This window comes from Methylophilaceae bacterium (assembly GCA_018398995.1).
Taxonomy (GTDB): Bacteria; Pseudomonadota; Gammaproteobacteria; order Burkholderiales; family Methylophilaceae.
Map to the genome: position 1 here is coordinate 844,831 of CP073759.1, position 21,425 is coordinate 866,255.

23 protein-coding genes, 2 tRNA genes and 1 riboswitch are annotated in these 21,425 nt (G+C 40.8%); of the genes, 16 read left to right on the forward strand and 9 right to left on the reverse strand.

The window, feature by feature from the left end:
• Positions 1-27 precede the first annotated feature (27 nt).
• Positions 28-2,088: a TonB-dependent receptor gene (locus KFB94_04395; protein QVL46337.1), complete on the forward strand. Its 2,061-nt coding sequence runs from the start codon at positions 28-30 to the stop codon at positions 2,086-2,088.
• Between the two features lie 54 nt (positions 2,089-2,142).
• On the opposite strand, the gene KFB94_04400 is transcribed toward KFB94_04395, so the two are convergent.
• The gene (locus KFB94_04400; GenBank protein ID QVL46338.1) at positions 2,143-2,544 is read right to left on the reverse strand and encodes a diacylglycerol kinase; all 402 of its coding nucleotides are present in this window, start codon (positions 2,542-2,544) and stop codon (positions 2,143-2,145) included.
• Positions 2,545-2,632: 88 nt separating this feature from the next.
• Between KFB94_04400 and KFB94_04405 the strand changes: the two genes are divergently transcribed.
• Complete coding sequence (locus KFB94_04405) at positions 2,633-2,905, forward strand: oxidative damage protection protein (GenBank protein ID QVL46339.1); 273 nt, start codon at positions 2,633-2,635, stop codon at positions 2,903-2,905.
• 38 nt (positions 2,906-2,943) lie between these two features.
• Positions 2,944-3,273, forward strand: coding sequence for a glutaredoxin family protein (locus KFB94_04410; protein ID QVL46340.1), 330 nt, complete (start codon positions 2,944-2,946; stop codon positions 3,271-3,273).
• A gap of 54 nt (positions 3,274-3,327) precedes the next feature.
• On the opposite strand, the gene rpiA is transcribed toward KFB94_04410, so the two are convergent.
• Complete coding sequence (gene rpiA, locus KFB94_04415; protein ID QVL46341.1) at positions 3,328-3,993, reverse strand: ribose-5-phosphate isomerase RpiA; 666 nt, start codon at positions 3,991-3,993, stop codon at positions 3,328-3,330.
• Positions 3,994-4,068: 75 nt separating this feature from the next.
• On the opposite strand from rpiA, the gene ilvA reads away from it, so the two are divergent.
• Positions 4,069-5,592, forward strand: coding sequence for a threonine ammonia-lyase, biosynthetic (gene ilvA / locus KFB94_04420; GenBank protein QVL46342.1), 1,524 nt, complete (start codon positions 4,069-4,071; stop codon positions 5,590-5,592).
• 155 nt (positions 5,593-5,747) lie between these two features.
• Positions 5,748-6,887, forward strand: coding sequence for a beta-propeller fold lactonase family protein (locus tag KFB94_04425; GenBank protein ID QVL46343.1), 1,140 nt, complete (start codon positions 5,748-5,750; stop codon positions 6,885-6,887).
• A 57-nt stretch (positions 6,888-6,944) separates the two neighbouring features.
• Here the strand turns inward: KFB94_04425 and KFB94_04430 are convergent, their stop codons facing one another.
• Complete coding sequence (locus tag KFB94_04430; GenBank protein QVL46344.1) at positions 6,945-7,097, reverse strand: hypothetical protein; 153 nt, start codon at positions 7,095-7,097, stop codon at positions 6,945-6,947.
• Between the two features lie 97 nt (positions 7,098-7,194).
• Here KFB94_04430 and KFB94_04435 point away from each other — a divergent pair, with 97 nt between their 5' ends.
• Positions 7,195-7,554: a DUF2237 domain-containing protein gene (locus KFB94_04435; protein QVL46345.1), complete on the forward strand. Its 360-nt coding sequence runs from the start codon at positions 7,195-7,197 to the stop codon at positions 7,552-7,554.
• Between the two features lie 548 nt (positions 7,555-8,102).
• On the opposite strand, the gene KFB94_04440 is transcribed toward KFB94_04435, so the two are convergent.
• Together KFB94_04440 and KFB94_04445 are read right to left on the reverse strand one after the other, a co-directional pair.
• Positions 8,103-8,408, reverse strand: coding sequence for a cell division protein ZapA (locus tag KFB94_04440; GenBank protein QVL46346.1), 306 nt, complete (start codon positions 8,406-8,408; stop codon positions 8,103-8,105).
• Entirely contained in the window at positions 8,405-8,590 is a 186-nt protein-coding gene (locus tag KFB94_04445; protein QVL46347.1) for a hypothetical protein, read from the reverse strand. The genes KFB94_04440 and KFB94_04445 overlap by 4 nt, the downstream gene beginning before the upstream one ends.
• A 125-nt stretch (positions 8,591-8,715) precedes the next feature.
• Positions 8,716-8,933, forward strand: a riboswitch (cobalamin riboswitch).
• 151 nt (positions 8,934-9,084) lie between these two features.
• On the opposite strand from KFB94_04445, the gene KFB94_04450 reads away from it, so the two are divergent.
• The 6 genes from KFB94_04450 to KFB94_04475 all read left to right on the forward strand — a co-directional run bounded on the left by KFB94_04450 (position 9,085) and on the right by KFB94_04475 (position 13,891).
• On the forward strand, positions 9,085-10,950 hold the full coding sequence (locus KFB94_04450) for a TonB-dependent receptor (protein ID QVL46348.1): 1,866 nt from the start codon (positions 9,085-9,087) through the stop codon (positions 10,948-10,950).
• Positions 10,951-11,023: 73 nt separating this feature from the next.
• Positions 11,024-11,590: a hypothetical protein gene (locus tag KFB94_04455; protein QVL46349.1), complete on the forward strand. Its 567-nt coding sequence runs from the start codon at positions 11,024-11,026 to the stop codon at positions 11,588-11,590.
• 82 nt (positions 11,591-11,672) lie between these two features.
• The gene (bluB, locus tag KFB94_04460) at positions 11,673-12,347 is read left to right on the forward strand and encodes a 5,6-dimethylbenzimidazole synthase (protein ID QVL46350.1); all 675 of its coding nucleotides are present in this window, start codon (positions 11,673-11,675) and stop codon (positions 12,345-12,347) included.
• Positions 12,344-13,138: a cobalamin-binding protein gene (locus KFB94_04465; protein ID QVL46351.1), complete on the forward strand. Its 795-nt coding sequence runs from the start codon at positions 12,344-12,346 to the stop codon at positions 13,136-13,138. Before bluB ends, KFB94_04465 begins: the two co-directional genes overlap by 4 nt.
• 1 nt (position 13,139) lies before the next feature.
• Positions 13,140-13,667 carry a bifunctional adenosylcobinamide kinase/adenosylcobinamide-phosphate guanylyltransferase gene (gene cobU / locus KFB94_04470; GenBank protein QVL46352.1) on the forward strand — a complete coding sequence of 176 codons (528 nt, stop codon included), beginning with the start codon at positions 13,140-13,142 and terminating at the stop codon, positions 13,665-13,667.
• Positions 13,668-13,669: 2 nt separating this feature from the next.
• Positions 13,670-13,891 carry an RNA-binding S4 domain-containing protein gene (locus tag KFB94_04475; GenBank protein ID QVL46353.1) on the forward strand — a complete coding sequence of 74 codons (222 nt, stop codon included), beginning with the start codon at positions 13,670-13,672 and terminating at the stop codon, positions 13,889-13,891.
• A gap of 4 nt (positions 13,892-13,895) precedes the next feature.
• Here the strand turns inward: KFB94_04475 and cobC are convergent, their stop codons facing one another.
• From cobC to cobT, 3 genes are read right to left on the reverse strand one after another with little or no spacing between them, the layout of a single operon-like run.
• A complete protein-coding gene (cobC, locus tag KFB94_04480) occupies positions 13,896-14,462 on the reverse strand; it encodes an alpha-ribazole phosphatase (protein QVL46354.1) in 567 nt (188 codons plus the stop codon).
• Complete coding sequence (locus KFB94_04485) at positions 14,459-15,265, reverse strand: adenosylcobinamide-GDP ribazoletransferase (GenBank protein ID QVL46355.1); 807 nt, start codon at positions 15,263-15,265, stop codon at positions 14,459-14,461. Before KFB94_04485 ends, cobC begins: the two co-directional genes overlap by 4 nt.
• The gene (cobT, locus tag KFB94_04490) at positions 15,259-16,314 is read right to left on the reverse strand and encodes a nicotinate-nucleotide--dimethylbenzimidazole phosphoribosyltransferase (protein ID QVL46356.1); all 1,056 of its coding nucleotides are present in this window, start codon (positions 16,312-16,314) and stop codon (positions 15,259-15,261) included. Before cobT ends, KFB94_04485 begins: the two co-directional genes overlap by 7 nt.
• Positions 16,315-16,578: 264 nt before the next feature.
• On the opposite strand from cobT, the gene KFB94_04495 reads away from it, so the two are divergent.
• Positions 16,579-16,654: transfer RNA gene (locus KFB94_04495), tRNA-Phe, on the forward strand.
• A 360-nt stretch (positions 16,655-17,014) separates the two neighbouring features.
• Here the strand turns inward: KFB94_04495 and KFB94_04500 are convergent.
• Entirely contained in the window at positions 17,015-18,004 is a 990-nt protein-coding gene (locus KFB94_04500; protein ID QVL46357.1) for a hypothetical protein, read from the reverse strand.
• Between the two features lie 178 nt (positions 18,005-18,182).
• On the opposite strand from KFB94_04500, the gene KFB94_04505 reads away from it, so the two are divergent.
• The 3 genes from KFB94_04505 (at position 18,183) to KFB94_04515 (ending at position 21,228) form a co-directional block, all read left to right on the forward strand.
• A complete protein-coding gene (locus KFB94_04505) occupies positions 18,183-19,697 on the forward strand; it encodes an autotransporter domain-containing protein (protein QVL46358.1) in 1,515 nt (504 codons plus the stop codon).
• Positions 19,698-19,825: 128 nt separating this feature from the next.
• Positions 19,826-19,891: transfer RNA gene (locus KFB94_04510), tRNA-OTHER, on the forward strand.
• A 233-nt stretch (positions 19,892-20,124) separates the two neighbouring features.
• A complete protein-coding gene (locus tag KFB94_04515) occupies positions 20,125-21,228 on the forward strand; it encodes a Fic family protein (protein QVL46359.1) in 1,104 nt (367 codons plus the stop codon).
• The last annotated feature ends 197 nt before the right edge of the window (positions 21,229-21,425 follow it).

The following is a 21,425-nucleotide window of genomic DNA, read 5'->3' on the forward strand; positions in this document are numbered from 1 at the left end:
TATTGATTATTTTGTGAGGATTATACAATGCTGTATAAACAATCGTCGCGCTCAGCCGCGACAAACCCTGCTATTGAATATAGCAAAATTTTTATTGCCATTACTGCCACTTTTGCTGGGTGCTTAACAACAAGCGCGTTAAGCTGGGCAGCAGAAGACAATCTACCGAGAAATAACAGCCTCAATATTGCACCCGTTCCTGTTACTGGCAACCCATTAGGTGTTCGATCAGATGAGCTTGTTGTCCCGGTATCTGTGCTCAATGGACGCGAACTGAGTCTGCGTCGAGAAAGTACATTAGGTGAAACGCTAAACGGTATTCCAGGTGTTACTGCAACACAATTTGGCCCGAACGCATCACGCCCTGTTATTCGTGGCTTAGATGCTGAGCGTGTACGCATTATGCAAAATGGGGTGGGGATTTTGGATGCGTCCAGCCTCAGTTTCGATCATGCAGTGGGCATAGATCCATTGATTATTGAGCAAATTGACGTGGTTCGTGGCCCAGCAGCATTACTGTATGGGGGAAGTGCTGTGGGCGGTATAGTCAATGCAATTGATCATCGCATCCCAACAGAATCATTAGAGGGAATCGTTGGACGCGCAGAAGCACGATTTGGTGGTCCAGATGATCAGCGTAATGGTGCAGCCGTCATCGATATCGGTAATGGTCAATTTGCTATGCATATTGATGCCTACAAACGTGAAACAAACGACCTAGATATCCCAGGTTATGCTGTCTCTCGTCGCAAAAGCCAAGCCGATGGAACACCACGTGAGAATCGCGGTAGATTGGCGAACAGCAGTGCTGAAGCTGATGGTGCAGCATTAGGGGCTTCATTAACCTTTGATAATGGTTATGTGGGCGCTTCGGTTTCTACCTTAAATAATAATTATGGCGTTGTCGCAAAAGATGATGTGCGTATTGACATGACCAGCGACCGCTGGGATATCGCCAGTGAATTCACCGACCTTGGTGGATTGATTAACCGTGTTAAGGTTCGCCTTGCGTATACGGATTATCAACATCAAGAAATTGAAGAGGGCGTGGTGGAAACCACATTTAAAAACCGCGGTGTTGAAGGTGCATTTGAGGCCGGTCATGCCAGTATTGGTAACTTAAACGGTTTAATCGGCGTTCAATTTAGCAATACCAATTTTGAAGCTTCTGGAGAAGAGGCTTTTGTGCCGAGTGTCAACACGCAAAATAAAGCGGTTTATCTCTATGAGGAATTAGCCATCGACCAACACAAAATTACCTTTGGTGGTCGTTTGGGGCATACCAGTGTGGATTCAAGCAATAGTGACCGATTTGGCCCTGGCATTAACAATACCTTTAATCCCAACAGTTTTGCATTGGGTGGTTTGTATAAAATTGATGAAAACTGGTCGCTCACCAGCAACTTATCGCACAACGAGCGCGCACCAAGCTACTTTGAATTATTTGCCGATGGCGAGCACAAGGCTGTTGGCGTGTTTGAGGTGGGCGATAGCAATCTTGATGTGGAACGCTCGCGTGGCGTTGACGCACAGATACGCTGGAAAGATGCAAAACACAGCTTCAGTTTAGGCGCTTACTACACCCGCTTTAGTAATTTTATTGGCTTATTCAATACCGGCGTATTTCCAGAACCGGATGTGCCAGAAGCACGATTCTCTGCAGTGCCAGCCACATTCAAAGGCCTAGAGGCAGAAGGTAGTTTCGCGCTGAATGACCAACTCAACCTAAACGTGCGTGGTGATTACGTTCATGCCAGAGATACCCGTAACAACGATTATCTACCGCGTATTTCACCCTTGCGTTTGGGCGCTGGATTGCAATACCAGTTGAACGGATTCAGTGCGCGCATGGATGTCTTACGCGCCTTCAATCAAAATAACACTGCGAATAATGAATTGGCTACCGATGGCTACACCAACGTCAGTGCGCTGATTGCTTACAAATTACGAACCAGGTTTAACATGGAGTTGTTTGCCAGAGCCAATAACCTATTGAATGATGAGATACGTGAACACGCCTCATTTTTGAAAGACGTAGCGCCAGCTGGTGAGCGCTCAATATTGATAGGTGCTCGCGCAGATTTTTAAAAACGTTGTAAAATGAAAAAACAGGGTTGGCATCTTATGATGTCAATCCTGTTTTTAAGCCAGTAGAATTAAACCCCAAATCATGACCACATTAACAAGTGCAACAAAAACGGCCGCACTACCAATATCTTTAGCGCGTTTTGCTAATGCATGTCGCTCAATAGAAACACGGTCAACTACCGCCTCTACCGCAGAGTTCAACAACTCAACGATTAACACTAAAAGCACACTACCAATCATCAAAATACGGTGAATGACTTCAGGGGTCAGATAGAGCGCCAGCGGAATAAGCACCACCGCCAAAAACACTTCCTGTCTAAACGCATCCTCATGCTTAAACGCTGCCCTAAAACCCTCTAAAGAATAACCAAGCGCATTCATCAAACGCCGCAATCCAGTTTTGCCTTTAAACGGACTTTCTGTATGTGCTTGATTGTTTGAGTCGGATTTGTTCATGATGCATCACCAAAAAAATATTCGCTATATTTTAACATGCGTTATTATGTTGTTTTCTTGAACATCTACATAGTAAAGGTTTTGTGACATGGCACGTATGGTAAATTGCATCAAATTAGGTAAAGAGGCAGAAGGCATGGATTTTCCACCTTATCCTGGCGAGCTCGGTAAACGCATTTACTTGGAAGTTTCCAAAGAAGCATGGGCAGCTTGGTTAAAACAACAAACCATGCTGGTCAACGAAAATCGTCTCAGTTTAGCTGATCCTACTGCACGCCAATATTTAAAAGAGCAAACAGAGAAATATTTCTTTGGAGAAGGTGCTGATGTGGCAGAAGGTTATGTGCCAGAAAACAAATAAATCGTTTTTCTTATTGCTGTAAAAAACTTAAGGAACCTGTGAAAAAAGTTGTTTTCTTACTGGTGGCTTTCTTTTTGTTTCAGCGGTTTTACCAACATGAAACGATACAAGTTGGCGCTATTAAACATAATGACATCATTTTGTATGCAACGGATTGGTGTGGTTATTGTGCAAAAACCCGTCAATTTTTGGACGAAAATCATATTCAATATACCGAATATGATATTGAAAAATCAGAACAAGGACGCCAACAATATGCTGCGCTTAATGCCAGAGGCGTTCCAGTGCTCGATATCAAAGGCACGATTATTTATGGCTATGACATGAAAAATACCAAACATGTATTAAGTACTTTGCATTTAATGTAGCTTGCTTTTAGACAAAAAACCCGCTATTAGCGGGTTTTTGATTGTATGCATTGTTTATTTTTTTGACTGGTGCGTTTTAACGCCTTCAGCAGTCGCTAACAATAATATATCAGCTGGACGCGCGGCAAATAAACCATTTGTCACCACCCCAACAATTTGATTGATTTTCGCTTCCATTGCAACAGGATCTGAAATTGTTAAGTTATGTACATCTAAAATGATATTGCCATTATCGGTTGTAAAGTCACGCAATTTTGGTTGACCACCCAGCTTAACTAACTCGCGCGCTACTTGTGAGCGAGCCATTGGTAACACTTCTACTGGCAATGGAAATTTACCCAACACAGGTACATATTTGGTTTCGTCACAAATACAGATGAATTTTTTTGCCACCGCCGCCACAATTTTTTCACGGGTTAATGCACCACCACCACCTTTTAGCATATGCATGTGCTCGGTAATTTCATCCGCACCGTCAACATAAATATCCATACCATCAACGCTATTCAAATCAAACACTTCGATATCATGTCCCCGCAAGCGTGCAGCCGTTGCTTCAGAACTTGCTACAGCACCTTCAATTTTGTGTTTCACCTTCGCCAGCTCTTCAATAAAGAAATTAGCTGTAGAGCCTGTACCAACGCCTATAATGCCTTCTTTAACATATTCAACCGCTGCTTTAGCGACCTGTTGTTTTAATTCATCTTGCGTATATGCCATTTTAAGTAGATCCTTAACAAAGTCTTTATAATATAACCAAAGCGTAACTATACACTGCTCTATAAAATTTAAACAATGTCAAAACTACCCATACCAGATTATCTCAGCAAGATTGAAAACGCCCGGGTGTATGATGTGGCCATCAATACACCATTAGATTTACAGCCTATTTTATCGACGCGCACATCCAATCGCGTCTTATTAAAGCGCGAAGATATGCAACCAGTGTTTTCGTTTAAATTGCGCGGCGCGTATAACAAAATGGCCCATTTATCTGCCGAGCAACTCAGTCGTGGTGTGATTGCGGCCAGCGCTGGTAACCATGCACAAGGCGTTGCTTTGGCAGCACAAAAACTTAATTGCCGTGCCGTGATTGTGATGCCAACCACTACCCCACACATTAAAATTAATGCCGTCAAAAGTCGTGGCGCTGAAGTCATCCTAATCGGCGATAGCTATTCAGATGCTTATGTGCATGCCTTGCAATTAGAACAATCCGAGAACCTGACTTTTGTGCATCCGTATGACGATCCTGATGTGATTGCTGGGCAAGGCACGATTGGGATGGAAATTCTAAATGCGCATCCTGAGCCTATTGAAGCAATCTTTTGCTGCGTTGGTGGTGGTGGTCTAGTTGCTGGTATTGCAGCTTATGTCAAAGCAAAACGACCCGAAATCAAGATTATTGGTGTAGAAGCCAAAGACGCAGAGGCCATGACCCAATCCCTAGCAACTGGTCACCGCGTCATGCTAGAACAGGTTGGTTTATTTGCAGACGGTGCAGCTGTTAAACAAGTCGGCGAACATACTTTTGCCTTATGCCAGCATTATGTAGATGAAATGATTGTAGTCGACAATGATGCTATTTGCGCTGCGATTAAAGACGTCTATGAAGATACGCGTAGTATTTTAGAGCCTGCTGGGGCACTTGCAACGGCCGGCATAAAAACCTATGTTGAACAACAAAAAATAACTGGCAAAACCTTAATTGGCATTGCTTCTGGCGCGAATGTCAATTTCGACCGTCTGCGCTTTATTGCAGAACGAGCCGAAGTGGGTGAAAAGAGAGAGGCGCTTTTAGCCGTTACTATTCCTGAAAAACCAGGTGCTTTTAAGTCATTCTGTAGTTTATTAGGTAATCATAATATCACCGAGTTTAATTATCGCTATGCCGATTCAGCAATAGCACATATTTATGTGGGTATCGCCATCGTTGATGTAATGGAAACACAATCATTGATTAAAAACCTTAAAGCGCAAGGTTTAGACGCCCTAGACTTGACTGATAATGAGTTAGCAAAATTACATTTACGCCATTTAGTCGGCGGTAGAGCACCACAAGCAGATAATGAGGTGGTATTCAGATTTGAATTTCCTGAAAAACCAGGCGCACTCAGAAAATTCCTAAATGCCATGCAACATGATTGGAATATCAGCTTATTCCATTATCGTAATCATGGTGCCGATTTTGGTCGCGTGCTTGTTGGTATGCAGGTACCGCCACACCAACTCAAGCTATTCCATGCTTTCTTAGAGAACCTAGGCTACCCCTATTGGGATGAGTCCAATAACCCAGCCTATGCTTTATTCCTGGGTTAAATTCAAGCTTTTACTTAGTGGACTATCCTAACTGGTCAGATAGGCTTAAAACGGATGGTGCATTTTCCTTTATAATTCAATCAGAACTTTTGCATCATTTTGGCATCGGTATTTAGTAAAAATACCTTAGTAAATAACGACAATGGAGAATCGGGATGAAACAAAGTATAGCGTTTAGTAAAACGCGAGTAAGTTTAATGTTAATTACACTCATCACAACGCTTAGTGCTTGTAATCAGCAAAATGCTGATGAAGTGACAGCAGCGGAAACACCAGCACAAGCCACTGAAGTGACGGCTAATAGTGCAGGTGTAGCTTACATCACTAGCCAAAATGCTGGTGTGAGTGTGGTAGATTTGAGCACAATGGAAATCATCAAGAATATTGATGTAAAAGCTGAAAGTCCGCGTGGCTTAGGCATCACAGATGATGGCAAAAAATTAATTGTTGCTACCCGAGAAAATGAAAGTATTGCTGTTATTGACACAGAAACTGGTGAAGTTATCCAACAAATCAATGTCGGCAAAAACCCAGAATTTGTGCGTATTCGTGGTAATTTCGCGTTTGTTTCATCAGAACCAAGCGCGGTTGGTGGCCCTCCACCAAAACCTGGATCAAAAGAGGAAGATGACGACGACGATGATGACGATGACAAAACACCAGCACGCATTGCCATTGTTGATTTAAACAAAGGTGAAAAAATCAAAGAGATTGTTGGTGGACCAGAAACTGAAGGTATCGAATTTTCAGGCGACGGCACACAAATCGTCATCACCAATGAAGCGGATAACACAATCACCGTCCATAATATTGAAACTGGTGAGTTAGTTAAAACAATTCATACGCATGAGTATGGCGACCGCCCTCGCGGCATCAAAATATCGCCAGATGGCAAAACCTATGTTGCAACCTTAGAGTATGGCAATAAATTAATGGTTCTGGATCAAGACTTTAATCTTATTCGTACAGTAGATACTGGCAACGTACCATATGGCGTTTCTTTTGATGCAACTGGTGATCACATTTATGTGGCTGCGAATAAAGACAAAGTATTGCAAGTATTTGATGCAAAAACTTACGAAAAAATTAAAGATATTCCAACTGGCAACCGTTGCTGGCATTTTAGTTTTACACCAGATGACAAACAAATTTTGTTGGCCTGCGGTAAATCCGATGCAACTTTTGTAATCGATACTGAAACCCAAGCAGTAACAAAAGAAATACCAACACCTGGTATGCCTTGGGGAATTGTGACTTATCCTAAATCAATGGGTAGTTTAGATACCAAACTTTAATCGAGATAAACTGCACCAACAAACGCCATGGGCACTTAATAACTAAGTGCCCATTTTTTACCCTTTACCTATCATGACAAGCTCACCATATTCATCTGGTGAGATCAATCCTGCTTTTGATGCCAAGTCTGGCATCACAATCATCGCATTAACGGCATCCGCTATGACTGGCGCTTCAAAATCAGCCTGCATTGCACGGCGTTTCTTCATAACGTCCACGCATTGTTAATTCCTATTAGGCTATTTATTAATGAAATACAGTTATTTTTTGGTATGATAAATAGAGTTTTCACTATAAGGTAAAAGTATGGCGCGCAATGTACTAGGAACCGAATTACAAGTGTGCAGCTTAACGCCACTCACTGGATTCACTCGCAATGGCTGTTGTGAAACGGGTGCTGAAGATGTCGGCAGTCATACGGTATGCGCTCAAGTAACTGACGAGTTTCTCGCCTTTTCCAAAGCGCAAGGTAATGATTTAAGCACACCGCGTCCTGAATATGGTTTTGAAGGCCTACAAGCTGGTGATCGTTGGTGTATTTGTGCAGCACGTTGGCTAGAAGCGAGTGAAGCGGGGTTTGCACCGCCAGTTATCTTAGAGTCCAGTCATGAAAAATGTTTAGCTATTGTCAGTTTGTCAGACTTGAAATATCACGAATTACGCTAAAATCAAAGTATCTTTGTGCATTTTTATGTGAAATTACGTCTAGCATGAGAAGCAAAAAATCATTGTATCAATTGGATGGATTAAGACAGTTAATTTTGGTTTTATTGATGCAAGTGCAAGGCATCCAACCGCAGGGAGTACATTTAGTACAACAAGGTAAGATAACGTCGCAATTGTGTTAAACAATTAAAATTTTTTTTGATTGTTAATGCGAGAGTACAAGGCGTTTTAGCGCCGACGGTACAACTGGTACGGCAAGCGTAGAACAACGCAGTAATTTCGCATTAAAAACAAAAACTGTTTGCTCTGGTGTTGCCTGGGCCGTTAATCCTGAACCAAATAAGTTCAGGTGGTAACAGCCTAAAGCGCATTAGGTTCGCTCGCCAAGGGTCACTTAAAAGTGAACCCAACTTAGAGCGATCACACCGCAACTTGATGAGCCGAAACCTATAACAAAGACTAGTTCAAGGAATATTAGACCCAAGCAACACCAGAGAAAACAAGCGAATAATCAGTTTGAAATATAACAGATTGTGTATTTTGATAATTTAAAGTAGCTTACTTTGCTCAGCAATCGCATCATCAATTTGATTCTGCATTGCACTAATCCTACGCCTATAATCCCCAATATCAATATTACCACTCTTGGTATTCAACACTTCATGCGATAGATTCAGCGCCGCCATGATTGCAACACGTTCCGCACCAACTACCTTGCCAGAATCACGTATATCACGCATTTTTTTGTCAAGATAAGCAACAGCATCCATTAATCCTTGACGTTCCTCATCGGTGCAAGACACAGTAAACTCGCGTCCCATAATTTGCACATCTACTGATTTTGCGATACTCATGCAACCTCTTCATTTTCTGGCAATGTGCTTAATAAACCTTCAAGCTTAGTACTGGCCTGCACTATTTTGCTGTTTAATGCATCTGTTTTTTCACGTAATTGCATGTTTTCTGCGCGCAACAAGGCACACAAATCAACCAGCTTTGCCAACTTTACTTCCAACTCTTTTATATCTGCGTCCATTACCCAACTATAATTTAAAAAATTCATACTAGTCAATAGTTAACAAGCGCCATTCAAAGTAATTTAATAAAAATACCCATTCTGTTGTTTTCAAGTTTTGGTTGTTTTCTCTCTCACATCGCTTATAATTCGAAGCATTGTTAGGTGCCTTTATTGTTTTAAACAATAAGGTGAAACTGGGAAATAGGTGCATTAAATAACATTTAATAAGTCCTATGCTGCCCCCGCAACGGTAAGTGAGCGTTATTCATGATACTGCTATCAGCCACTGAGTGTAAAACTTGGGAAGGCGCACTATCAGAGCTCACAAGCCCGGAGACCGGCCTCACAACGACCTGCCTACTGTAGGCACGCTAGGACATACCGCGGGGTGACGGTACCAAAAGCTGACACGCTGTCATTTCAGCGTGCTTTTTTTGTTTATCCACCAACCTTCTGTATTCCCTAGTTTAAATCACACGCATGCGGGGTCGCATGTTAATAGGGAAAATATAATGAAAAAAACCATCATCGCCAGCCTATTCGGGCTGGCATTTACACCTCTTTACGCCAATGAAAATATCGCTCTTCAAGATATTGTAGTGACTGCTGCACGCGTATCGCAACCGCGTGAAAGTGTAATAGCTGACGTCACAGTGATTAATCAAGAAATGATTGATCGCTCTGGGCAATCTACTTTGGTTGATTTATTGCAAATGCAACATGGTATAGAAGTGAGTAATAGCGGCGGCTTAGGAAAGCCTGCCAGCATTTTTATGCGAGGCACCAATAGCAGTCATGTAGTTATTTTAATTGATGGCATGAGAATTAGCTCAGCAACTTTTAGCACAACTGCAATAGAGAATTTGCCATTAGCTCAATTTGAAAGAATTGAAATATTACGTGGTCCAGCAACAAGTTTATATGGTCAAGATGCAATAGGAGGTGTCATTCAACTTTTTACCCGTAAAAACTACAATAAACCCTCATTTTATGGCAGTTTAGGTTATGGCCGATACAACACATTTCAAGGTGATATTGGCGCTTCCGGAAAGGTGAATGATACGGCATTTACAGTTGGCTTATCTGGTGTTAATACAAATGGATTTGACAGCATAAAAAATAATAATCCAAACATTCAAGATAATGATGGCTATGACAATCTTGCAGTTAATTTTAGACTGAATCAAACAATTGCTTTAGGTCATGAACTTGGGATGCAGTTTTTTCAAAGCAAAGGTGAGACAGCTTTTGATGATAGCTTTAATTTAACAAACTTCGATTCAAGAACAAAGTTACTACAAAGATCAATCAATTTTACCGCCAATAATCAATGGCTATCTTTTTGGCAATCAAAATTACGCGTTGGCATGAGCCAAGATCAACAATCTAACGTTGATGAAGATTTTATTGGTGCCATTGCGCGCAGTAGATTTGATACTGAACAAACACAAATCAATTGGCAACATGACTTCAGTTTGCCAGTAGGTGTTTTATCATTAATGTATGATCGTCTAGAGGAAGAAGTGACTTCGACAACGGTTTATGACCAAACTGAGCGAGTCAATAATGGTTACGTTGCCAGTTATTTTGCAGATTATGGTAACCATAGCTTTCAAACAAGTTTCAGACGTGATCTTAACTCACAGTTTGGTCAAGCGAGTACGGGCAATATTGGATATGGCTTTAAACTCTCGCCTGCATGGCGTGTTAGCGGTAGCTATGGGACAGCTTATAAGGTTCCTACTTTTAATGACCTATACTACCCTTTCGAAGATTTTGGTTTTGGCTTTAGCTATCAAGGAAACCCTAATTTGCAACCTGAAAAGTCTAAAAACAAAGAAATCACATTATCCTATAACGATGGTAATACTGGCCTCAATGTCACTGCTTTTGAAAATACAATTAGCAATCTTATTTTGCCTGCACAAGGTATCCCTGCTGATACTGCGGTAAACCTAGGTAATGTAACGATTAAAGGCATTAGCCTATACGGAGATTATCAAACAGGACCGTTTACGCTGGGGGGTAGTATTGACATACAATCACCAACAGATGACACTAGCAACCTCATCTTAGCCAGACGTGCAAACCGTCATGCGCAACTTAACTTAAGCTACCAACTACGCAATTGGCGATTCGGTTCTGAAATATTAGCAAGTTCACATCGGTTTAATGACAAAGCAAATACACGCAGATTAGCGGGTTATAGCGTGCTTAACCTAAATACTGAGTATCTACTCAATAGCAACTTAAAAATACAAGCCCGTTTAAATAATGTATTGAATAAAGAATACACCTTTGGTTTAGATTTTAATAACTTGCCCTATCAAGTGCCAGGCGCCAACTTATTTGTCAACCTTAGATGGGAATCAAAGTAGTTAATTTACCACCAGCATTAGCGTGCTTTTTTTAAAAAATGTTATGATGTTGTCTACGAATACGGAGAAGTTTATGAAGCAATCACCAATCATCAGCCCTTTAACCATTGCAGCCATCTTGGCTTTTTTCATGTTACTCACGCGCGGTAGCCATGTCATGACGCATGTAGCACTTCCTGATGCCAGTTTGGCGTTATTACTGATTGGTGGTCTTTATTTAAAAAGGGCTGTTTGGTTTGCTTTTTTTGTTGTGCTTGCAACAAGCATTGATTTTGGTGCAGCGGCGATTGATAGCTTTCAGGCTTTTTGTTTAACAGATGGTTATTGGGGTATGTTGCCAACTTACGCTGTGATGTGGGTTGCAGGGCTTTGGTTAGGTCAGCAAAGCAAGCCATATCACTTGCTGAAATATGCCGTCACTAGCGTATTGTCAACATTGTTCGCTTTTGTCATTTCAACTCAAACTTATTATCTATTCTCTGGGCGCTTTCCTGCTAATGGCTTGATAGAATCGCTAAAGCATGGCTGGGAATACTTACCAAGTTATATGGGTTATACCTTGATGTATCTCATCGTATTTTGGGTGCTGGCTCGAGTATTGCCAACCCTTAATCTGCGTGCGGCTGCTTCTAGTTCATAACCCCGTTGGTTCATCATCCAATGATATGGTAAACATAAGCCGCGTTAGCAATAAGTTCTAACGCGGCTTTTTAATTATAAAGATGAAAAAACACAGTTATTCTGAGCAAGATAAAGAAGCGATTTACAGAGTCATTGCCGAACGGCGTGACATGCGTCACTTTCTGCCTACCCCTATTCCAACTGCGTTATTGACCAAACTATTACAAGCCGCCCATCAAGCACCCAGTGTTGGGCTTATGCAGCCTTGGCGATTTATTCGAATTAATGATATAGCGCTGCGTAAAAAGATCCATCAGCAGGTTAATGAAGAGCGCATCAAAACAGCAGCAGCGATTGGTGAATATGAAACCACAGCGCGCATGGCTGAGTTTATGCGGCTGAAAGTAGAAGGCGTTTTAGACTGCGGTGAGTTACTTGTAGTCACTTTATGCAATGATAGAGAGAAGTATATTTTCGGTCGCCGCACCATCCCTGAAATGGATATGGCATCGGTAAGCTGTGCGATTCAAAACTTATGGCTGGCAGCACGAGCAGAAGGCATAGGCATGGGCTGGGTGAGTTTATTTGACCCAGAAAAACTCGCCAGCTTATTAAAAATGCCGACAGGCGCAAAACCAATTGCCGTTTTATGTTTAGGTTATGTCAACAGCTTTTATAAAGCGCCAATGTTAGTTGAAGAAGGTTGGGCAACAGAAAAACCACTGAGCGAAATGTTAATGGAAAATTATTGGGACAGTGATTCTGAGATCAAATGAACACTCTACCGCAACGCATTATCTGTCTGACTACTGAAACTGTAGAAGTGCTTTATATGCTAGGCGAGCAAGATCGCATTGTTGGCATTTCTGGTTATACAACGCGTCCTGCTATTGCACGTCAAGAAAAACCAAAAGTCGCTGCCTTTACGACCGCTAAAATAGATAAAATCTTAGCGCTAAAACCAGATTTAGTATTAGGCTTTTCTAACTTACAGGCCGATATTGCTGCTGCACTCATACGCGCTGGTATTGAAGTGCACGTATTCAATCAGCGTTCTATAGAAGATATTTTTCGCATGATTATCACCACGGGTCGCCTCGTTGGGGCAACATCGAAAGCGGAAAATATTGTTCAAGCATTAGAAAGTCAAATTGCTGCGGCACGCAACAGTGCCAGCACATTGCCGCGTAAGCCCAAGGTCTACTTTGAAGAATGGAATGACCCCATGATGTGTAGCATACGCTGGGCAGCTGAACTGATTGATATAGCTGGCGGAGAAGATTGTTTTCCTGAATTAAGCCAATTACACAGTGCAACTGAACGTATTGTCACAGCCGCCCAAGTGCTAGAACGCATGCCAGATATTGTGATTGGCTCTTGGTGTGGTAAAAAATTTAAGCCCACAGAAATCATATCGCGACCAGGTTGGCATGTCATGCCTGCCGTAAAAAATAAGATGGTATTTGAGATAAAATCTGCAGATATTTTGCAGCCTGGTCCTTCGATATTTTTACATGGTCTACAGCAATTACAAACCATTATGCAACAATGGGGAAAGACACAATAAGATGGCAGTGCATTTGGTGTTAGGTGGCGCGCGCTCTGGCAAAAGCGCTTTTGCAGAAAAACTTGCGGCAACTAGTCAGTTATCAGTCACTTACATTGCAACTGCGCAAGTGTACGATGACGAATTTGCAAAACGCATTGCACACCATCAAGCACGTCGCCCCGCAGATTGGCAACTGATTGAAGCCCCGTTCAATCTTGCATCGGTATTAGCAACACAAGCAAAAGAATATACCGTTGTTATTGTAGATTGCCTCACACTATGGCTAGCACAATGCATTTGCCCCGATTGTGCATTACCCGCAAAGGTGAGCTGGGAAAATGAGCGGGCGGCATTCATTAATGTCTTGCCGAATCTTAAAGGCGATGTCATTTTAGTGAGCAATGAAGTTGGCATGGGCATTGTGCCCTTGGGTGAAATTAATCGCCAATTTCAAGATGAACAAGGTCGTTTAAATCAATCGATAGCAACATTAGCAGATAAAGTAAGCTTTATCGCTGCTGGTTTGCCAATACAACTAAAAGGATAGCCATGGTTGAATTTGTACTAAAAGATGAATATATCGCCTTATGCGATTTATTGAAAGCAGAAGGCATTGCAGAGAGTGGGGGCCAAGGCAAAGCCATGGTGGCGGAGGGTATTGTCACGGTAGATGGTGAAATAGAATTACGTAAAACAGCTAAAATTCGTGCTGGGCAAATGGTTGAATGTTTAGGGCAACAAGTAAAAGTGATTGCCGCTAATAAACAATGATTCGTTAGTGATTCACAAAATTAATTTTTGGACTATCACCACTAAAATCGAGTTGCGTCAGACTGCCATAATCAATATTAAATCTAAACAAGCTTTTTAATTCCATACTCAGCACATAGGCAAGCAAAGCTCTAATCATGCCGCCATGGGTCACAAGCAGCACATGTTGCTTGTGATATTGACTGAGGATTTCATTAATAAAGGCGATGCCACGGGTTTGCAGTTGATTAAAGGTCTCGCCATTCGGTGGTGGCATGTGTGCATAGTTCTGCGCCCACTCATCAAAATAATCACGCGGAATATCATCCCACGCTTGCATTTCCCAATCGCCAAAATGCAGCTCTTTTAAACGATCATCTTGCCTGATATTATTTAAATTAAGTGCTTCAGCTAATTTAACGCAACGTTGTAATGGGCTACAAAATACCGCATCAATCGGCATAGTAGATAATTTTTTTTGCGTGATTAACACTTCTTGCATAAAGTTAACAGAAACATCAACATCTGTTTGCCCGTAACAAACACCCGGTGCAATTTGCAAGCTTGTGTGGCGAATTAAAGTCAATTTCAACGAGACATACTCCATAAAACCAAACCAAAATAAAATGCAATTTCTGCCATTTGCTGCATGGCACCCAGCGTATCTCCCGTATAACCATCTAACCAATAGTTAATTTTACGATGCCACCACACACCAACTAACAGCATGGGGAGAAGCGTTAATAATGCAACATTCAAAAGCGATTGCGTAAGACCATGATGAGCATATTGGTAGGCAATAAAAACTAAAAAAGGCAACAAGCCCAACACATTAGCCAACACTAAATCGGGTCGGTTAATGTATGTAGCCAGCGGCTTTGCTTTACCTTCCATTTTTGTATAGCGCAATGTCGCCATTATCCATACTGCACTTAAACGACTGAGCGCATGACCCATTATTAATGCATAAGCAACAAGCTGATGACTCAAGCTTGATAACAATTCAAACTTAACAAATAACGCTAAAAATATAGCAATTGCGCCATAAGTACCCAGCCTAGAATCTTGCATGATAGTAAGTATTTGCTCACGCTTCCATCCGCCTCCCATACCATCTGCACTATCCGCCAAGCCATCCTCATGAAAGGCGCCCGTTAAATAAATTGTGCTTGCCATACTGATTAATACAGCAAGGGTTTGGGGCAAAAATCTTGCATTCAATAGATAAAAACCAGCGCCTACTGCGCCAACTAAAATACCAATCAATGGAAAATATTTGGCCGAATGATTTAAGTCTTCAACCTTAAAATTTGTAAAACTAGGCACTGGCACCCGTGTAAAAAAGCCAACTGCCAATAAAAAATAGCGCCACTCTAATGTAAAGCGACTTAACATTGTTTGCTCACCCCAGCACTTTCAAAACTCGCCATTTCATTTAAACAGTTCACGGCAGATTGCACTAATGGATAGGCAAGCACAGCGCCCGTGCCTTCACCCAACCGTAAACCCAAATTCAATAATGGTTTTGCATTTAAATAATCTAACATTAATTGATGCCCCAGCTCATCCGAGCAATGCGAAAAAATACAATATTGCACTATATTCGGTTGCATTTTTGCCGCAACCAACAGTGCCGAAGTTGCAATAAAACCATCAATCAACAACACTGCTTTACCCCGCGCAGCGCCTAACATTGCACCAACCATCATGGCGATTTCAAATCCACCAAAAGTCATTAATACTTTCAATGGGTCGGCATTATCCAACTCATGCTGATCAAGCGCATGGCGCAATACCGCTGTTTTTTTAAGCAGCCCTTCATCATTCAACCCTGTGCCGCGCCCAACACATTGCGTAATTGGTAAGTTGCACAATAGGCTCATCATACAACTTGCAGAAGAAGTATTACCAATCCCCATCTCGCCAAAAGCAACAATATTGGTGCCCGCATCCAATTCTTGCTTTACAATTGCCTGCCCAGCAATTAGCGCCTGCTCACACTCATGCGCAGTCATCGCCGGCGTGTGCAAAAAGTTTTGTGTGCCAAATGCAATTTTGGTATTGATTAAATGTGGCGTATGATTAAAATCAAAATTAACGCCACTATCAATCACCTGCAAAGCCATATCATGCTGCTTGGCAAACACATTAATGGCTGCGCCACCCGCTAAAAAATTCATCACCATTTGCGCAGTTACCGCCTGCGGATAAGGACTCACGCCCTCCTCTACAATGCCATGATCACCAGCAAACACCAACACACTAGGCCGATGCAATTGCGGAGACTGTGTATTTTGAATTGCACCCACTTGCAGTACAATCGACTCTAACGCACCTAACGCACCTAAGGGCTTTGTTTTGCTATTGATTTTTTGCAGTAAAATGGATGTGATTTCTGTACTGATAGGATCAACACAAATATCAGAAAATTGAATTGTTTGCATACAGCATTACTATAATTGATAACCAACAAAAAAGCCCGCACAGACTTTTCTGTACTGATAGACAAATAATACATCACTCAATTATTATTCGACTCCTTTAAAGCAAACAACCCTCCAGTCATGCCAACCTGATTAACTCATCACCAAAGTACAATGCCAGACTTATTTTTTATCATTTTTCAAACATTAAATATCATTAAATGTTCCCAGTTGAATAATATTTGCTATAATGCGCGACTTGCAATTAATTTCATTAGTCGCAACGGCCCGATAGCTCAGTTGGTAGAGCAGCGGATTGAAAATCCGCGTGTCACTGGTTCAATTCCAGTTCGGGCCACCAGTAAAATCAATGACTTACGTGACATTCTATCTGGTCATTTAAATTTTAATCCGCGTGTCCGCGGAGATATCATACGAAGACATCCATCAAAGCCCATTAAACTGTGAACTTACGGGCCTCTAGTAAAACTTCATTCAATCACACACCCATCACACACTTTACCGGTGTGAAAACTTATAGCTTTATGTCTATAAATTTTATTTGTAGTCCATCCCGATAGTGTCAAACCATCTTAATGTTGTTCAAAACAATGATCACAAGCGTCGTTTTTTGGAGCACTTTTATAAATAATTGCAAAATTACTTGCGGCTTTAGGTGGCTCCATATGTCAACAGGTTCAGATGATTAATTAGCAAAAATTTAGTTAAGAAGTTTCAACTGATTTAATGCAATGGACTCAAGTTGTTTTGCTACTTTATTATCTGATAATCTACACTCACTAATAAAGTCAGCATAAGCCCTACGATTATGTTCAATTAAGCCGTCAAATATTTGATTGGCTACTAATAAAGTAACATTAAACTGGCTTAAACCATCGATAAATACCTTTCTTGGTGATAGTTTATTTTTATTGTTTACCAGCTCGACAAAATCAATTTGGATGCCATTCTTATTTTTAAGCATCCTTGGTGTAATAACACCATCTTTAATATCAACCATCGCATCAAATCTAGAGATGTTGATTAAACCAAGATCTGGCACATCTATTTTGACGTCACAAGATAAGACGGTAGTAGATTGTGAATTGAAGTGATAAATTCTAAAAAAATGTATGGCATCAAAACTCCCGTGATAAGAGGCTAAAACTTCCCCCTTAAATGTGCCCACAAATTTTACACCCTCACTGGCAAGATATTGCTTACCATCAGGTGAATGATTAATTAGTTCAATAATAGGCATCAGTTTCGACTCGTTTCCAATTCGAATTTGCCGACTTGCAAGGTACTCATTTAAATAACAAGTAATGTTTTTTTTATCAAAATCAGTGTTCTGCCAACCAAAAAGAAGTAGAAACTGCTTAATCGACTTTGGTAGTTTTACGAGATCATTGTGATAATCACTTAATTCATTAATGCCAACATTGCTCCACCCAAAGAATTTTTGATAGCTTTCATAAAAATCAACAAACGCTGGATCCAGGCCTAATTTTGGATTTATTCTAATATGATTTTCCCGATCTAATTTTAACCAGCTGGGCGATACGAGAAGGTGAGTTGGCGTTATTATTTTGATGGGTAAATTTGGGTTTTTAGGGAATATGCCACGGCCATATTCACCATGACGGAGTTCCACATTATCTGCAACACCACCTAATGCCCTGAATTTTTCTAGTATTTCTGCAAATATCATTTTTACTTAATCAGTCATTTCGTAGAACTTATGTTATCCTTAATACATATCTGTTATAACAAATTTTAATTTTAATTTTAATTTTTTCATTATGTCATTACTAAATTTATACAATAATAAATTACGTTTGAATCTAGTCTCCGAGTCGGGCGGAATTAAATTCACGTCATCATCCCAAGTGGATAAAAATATTTTACTTAAAACAATAAGTAAAATAGTCTTGTTTTTAACAGTCTTTATCTTTTCTTCATCAGCTTTTGCTATGCAGATATTCGTTAGAACTCTCACTGGTAAGACAATTACTTTAGAAGTAGAGCCTAGTGATAGTGTTGAAAACGTAAAAGCAAAAATTCAAGACAAGGAAGGTATCCCTCCTGATCAACAGAGACTTATTTTTGCAGGAAAACAGCTTGAGGATGGTCGAACGTTGAGTGATTATAATATTCAAAAAGAGGCCACCTTACATTTAGTGCTGAGGCAGGTCAGAGCTGCATTAGATAATCAGGATTTGACGGTTATTAGACAAATTAATGCGCAAGTAACATCGGCGCAACGTCTATCTGATAGTCAAATTAGAAATGTCACAGACCATATTCAAGGATTGCGTCGTAACTTTAATGTAAAGAATAATCAGATTTCTTTAGATGTTAACTCACCTCAGTTAAATGAACTGAAACAGGCTTACCAACAATTGAGTAGTGCTGTAAATCGAGCACCGATTCAATTGGTTCAAAATAATATTTCTGCTAATGGCTCATCAACTAGGACGGATGTTGGTGGGGGCTACATTAAATTATCCGAAGCTAATGCGTTGCCTAGTGATATATCAGTGATCGATTCCAATACGCAGTCAGCTAATTTAAATGACCGTTTATTTGGTGATAAGCAGATGGGTATTTGGGCATCAGGCACATTTGATTATGGTTCTCTTAGCCGTAACGACTTTAAAACTTCTGGCGTGACCGTTGGGATTGATTACCAATTAAATCCGCGTGTGATTTTAGGTGCTGCGATTGGTTACGGTTGGCAGCATGTTGATCTTGATTCATTAGGTTCCAAAGTAAACTCTGATCAAACAACAGGAACGATATATAGTATTTATCAAGCAGATAACGATTGGTTTGCTGATGCATTACTTGGATATGGCGATCTAAAATTAAAGAACAGTCGATATTCAAGTGCTGCGGATAGTGTATTTAAAGCGACACGTAATGGTGAAACAATATTCGGTGCTATCAGCGTAGGTAAAACTTTTGTAATAAAGAAAGCTATCTTTCAGCCGTATATAAGATTTACTCAGATGACTTCTTCATTGAATGCTTATGATGAAGGATCCAATACCAACGCGCTTGCCTATGAAAAAGAGACTGTTGAAAGTCGAACAATGTCTGCTGGTATTACTGCCGCATACGACATTCTGCTTGAAAGCGGTAAGTTAACTCCAAGTGCGAAACTTGAAGTTAGGCATAATACGCGCGGCTCAATTAATCAGTTAGTCTCATATGCAGATACGCCTACTGAGTCGACTGTGTATAGCTTAACGCCAGCACCAACTGACGTTCAGTCGTATGGCTTAGGTTTAACCTATCACGCTAAGAATGGTATTAGCAGTGATGTGAGTTGGTTAGCTTCTGTGGGCTCAAATTCATACCATGTAAATACATTTAGATTAAATGTGAGATTGCCTTTCTGAAATGGCCAAATGCCCACCTAATACGTTGGGGGCTTTTATTATCTGAATACCGTCGTTTAAACGACGGTTTACTGCCACTTCAATCACACACTTTATCACACACCAAAATTAAGTTATTGATTTAATTGATAAAATATTGGTAATTTAAATTGAAAATCCGCGTGTCACTGGTTCAATTCCAGTTCGGGCCACCAAAATATCAAGCTCACAGTGATGTGGGCTTTTTTGTTGTCTTCAGTTGATTGCGGTTAAGTCTCAGATTACTAATAAACTAACCGTACAGACCCTATTTTTTATGATGTCGCTCTTATCGACATGTTTCACTGAACATGTCGATATAAATAGAAAATATCGACACAAATTATTGACGTGTCGATTGCATCGACATACACTGCTTTTAATGTCGAAAAACAATCAAAGTATCAACATGAGCAATTGGCAGCCAGATAAACCATATAACGAACTTCCATCTTTGCCACCTAAGGCAGAGATGGAAACAAAAGCTGTTTTAAAGCAGTGCATTACTGCGCGCGCAGCTATTGCTGAGCTCAAGCAATCTGCTGAGCTTATTCCTAACCAAGCAATTTTAATCAATACACTTCCTTTGTTAGAAGCGCGCGCTAGCTCTGAAATTGAAAATATTGTTACCACCACAGATAGGCTTTTTCAGCATCTGCGTAACGATGAGCATGCAGACGCCGCCACCAAAGAGGCCTTACGTTATAGAGCCGCACTATTTCAAGGTTACCAAGCGCTTACGCATCATCCACTCAATACTAGAGTGGCAGAAACAATCTGTACGCAAATCAAAGGTATTGAAATGGCTGTAAGGCGGACGCCTGGTGCAGCTTTAATGAACGACAAAACAGGCGCAACCATCTACACGCCGCCAGAAGGTGAAAAGCTGCTACGCGACATGCTCGCTAATTGGGAGCAATTCATGCACAAAGCCACAGATTTAGACCCGCTTATCCGCATGGCGATAGGGCACTATCAGTTTGAGGCGATACACCCATTTAATGATGGCAATGGCCGTACAGGCCGTGTGCTGAATAGCTTGTTTTTGATACAAGAAAATTTGCTCACCTTGCCAATTTTGTATTTAAGCCGCTACATTATTCAAAACAAACAAAACTATTATCAGCTGCTACTTAACGTCACAACTAACAATAAATGGGAAGCTTGGATCTTATACATACTGCGAGGCGTAGAAGAAACAGCCACTTGGACAACTGCAAAAATTGCAGCCATTAAAGCCTTGTTTGAACATACTTGCGAACACGTTGCTAAGTACGCCAATAAAATCTACACCTACGAGCTTATAAGCCTGATATTTGAGCTACCTTATAGCCGCATCAGCAGCCTGACCGATGCTGGTATTGCCAAGCGACAGACTGCATCAGTATATCTGAAACAGCTTGCGGAAATTGGCGTGCTTACAGAGGTGTCAGTTGGTAAAGAAAAACTATTTGTGCACACTAAACTATTGCAATTACTAACTACCGACAACAATCATTACAAAACATACTAAGAAAAACATGAATAAAAACGCCATTCAATAAAATCTGATAATCACCCCTTTTTGCTAGATTAGCATTATTTTTAAATTGTCCGCAGGATTTCAGTAGCCACCTGTGACCATTGTTTAAATGAGGGGTAGCAATTATATTTGACTCGTCCGTTACATAGGTAACGGTTAAAAGAATAGCGCTGACCGCACGCTGATCA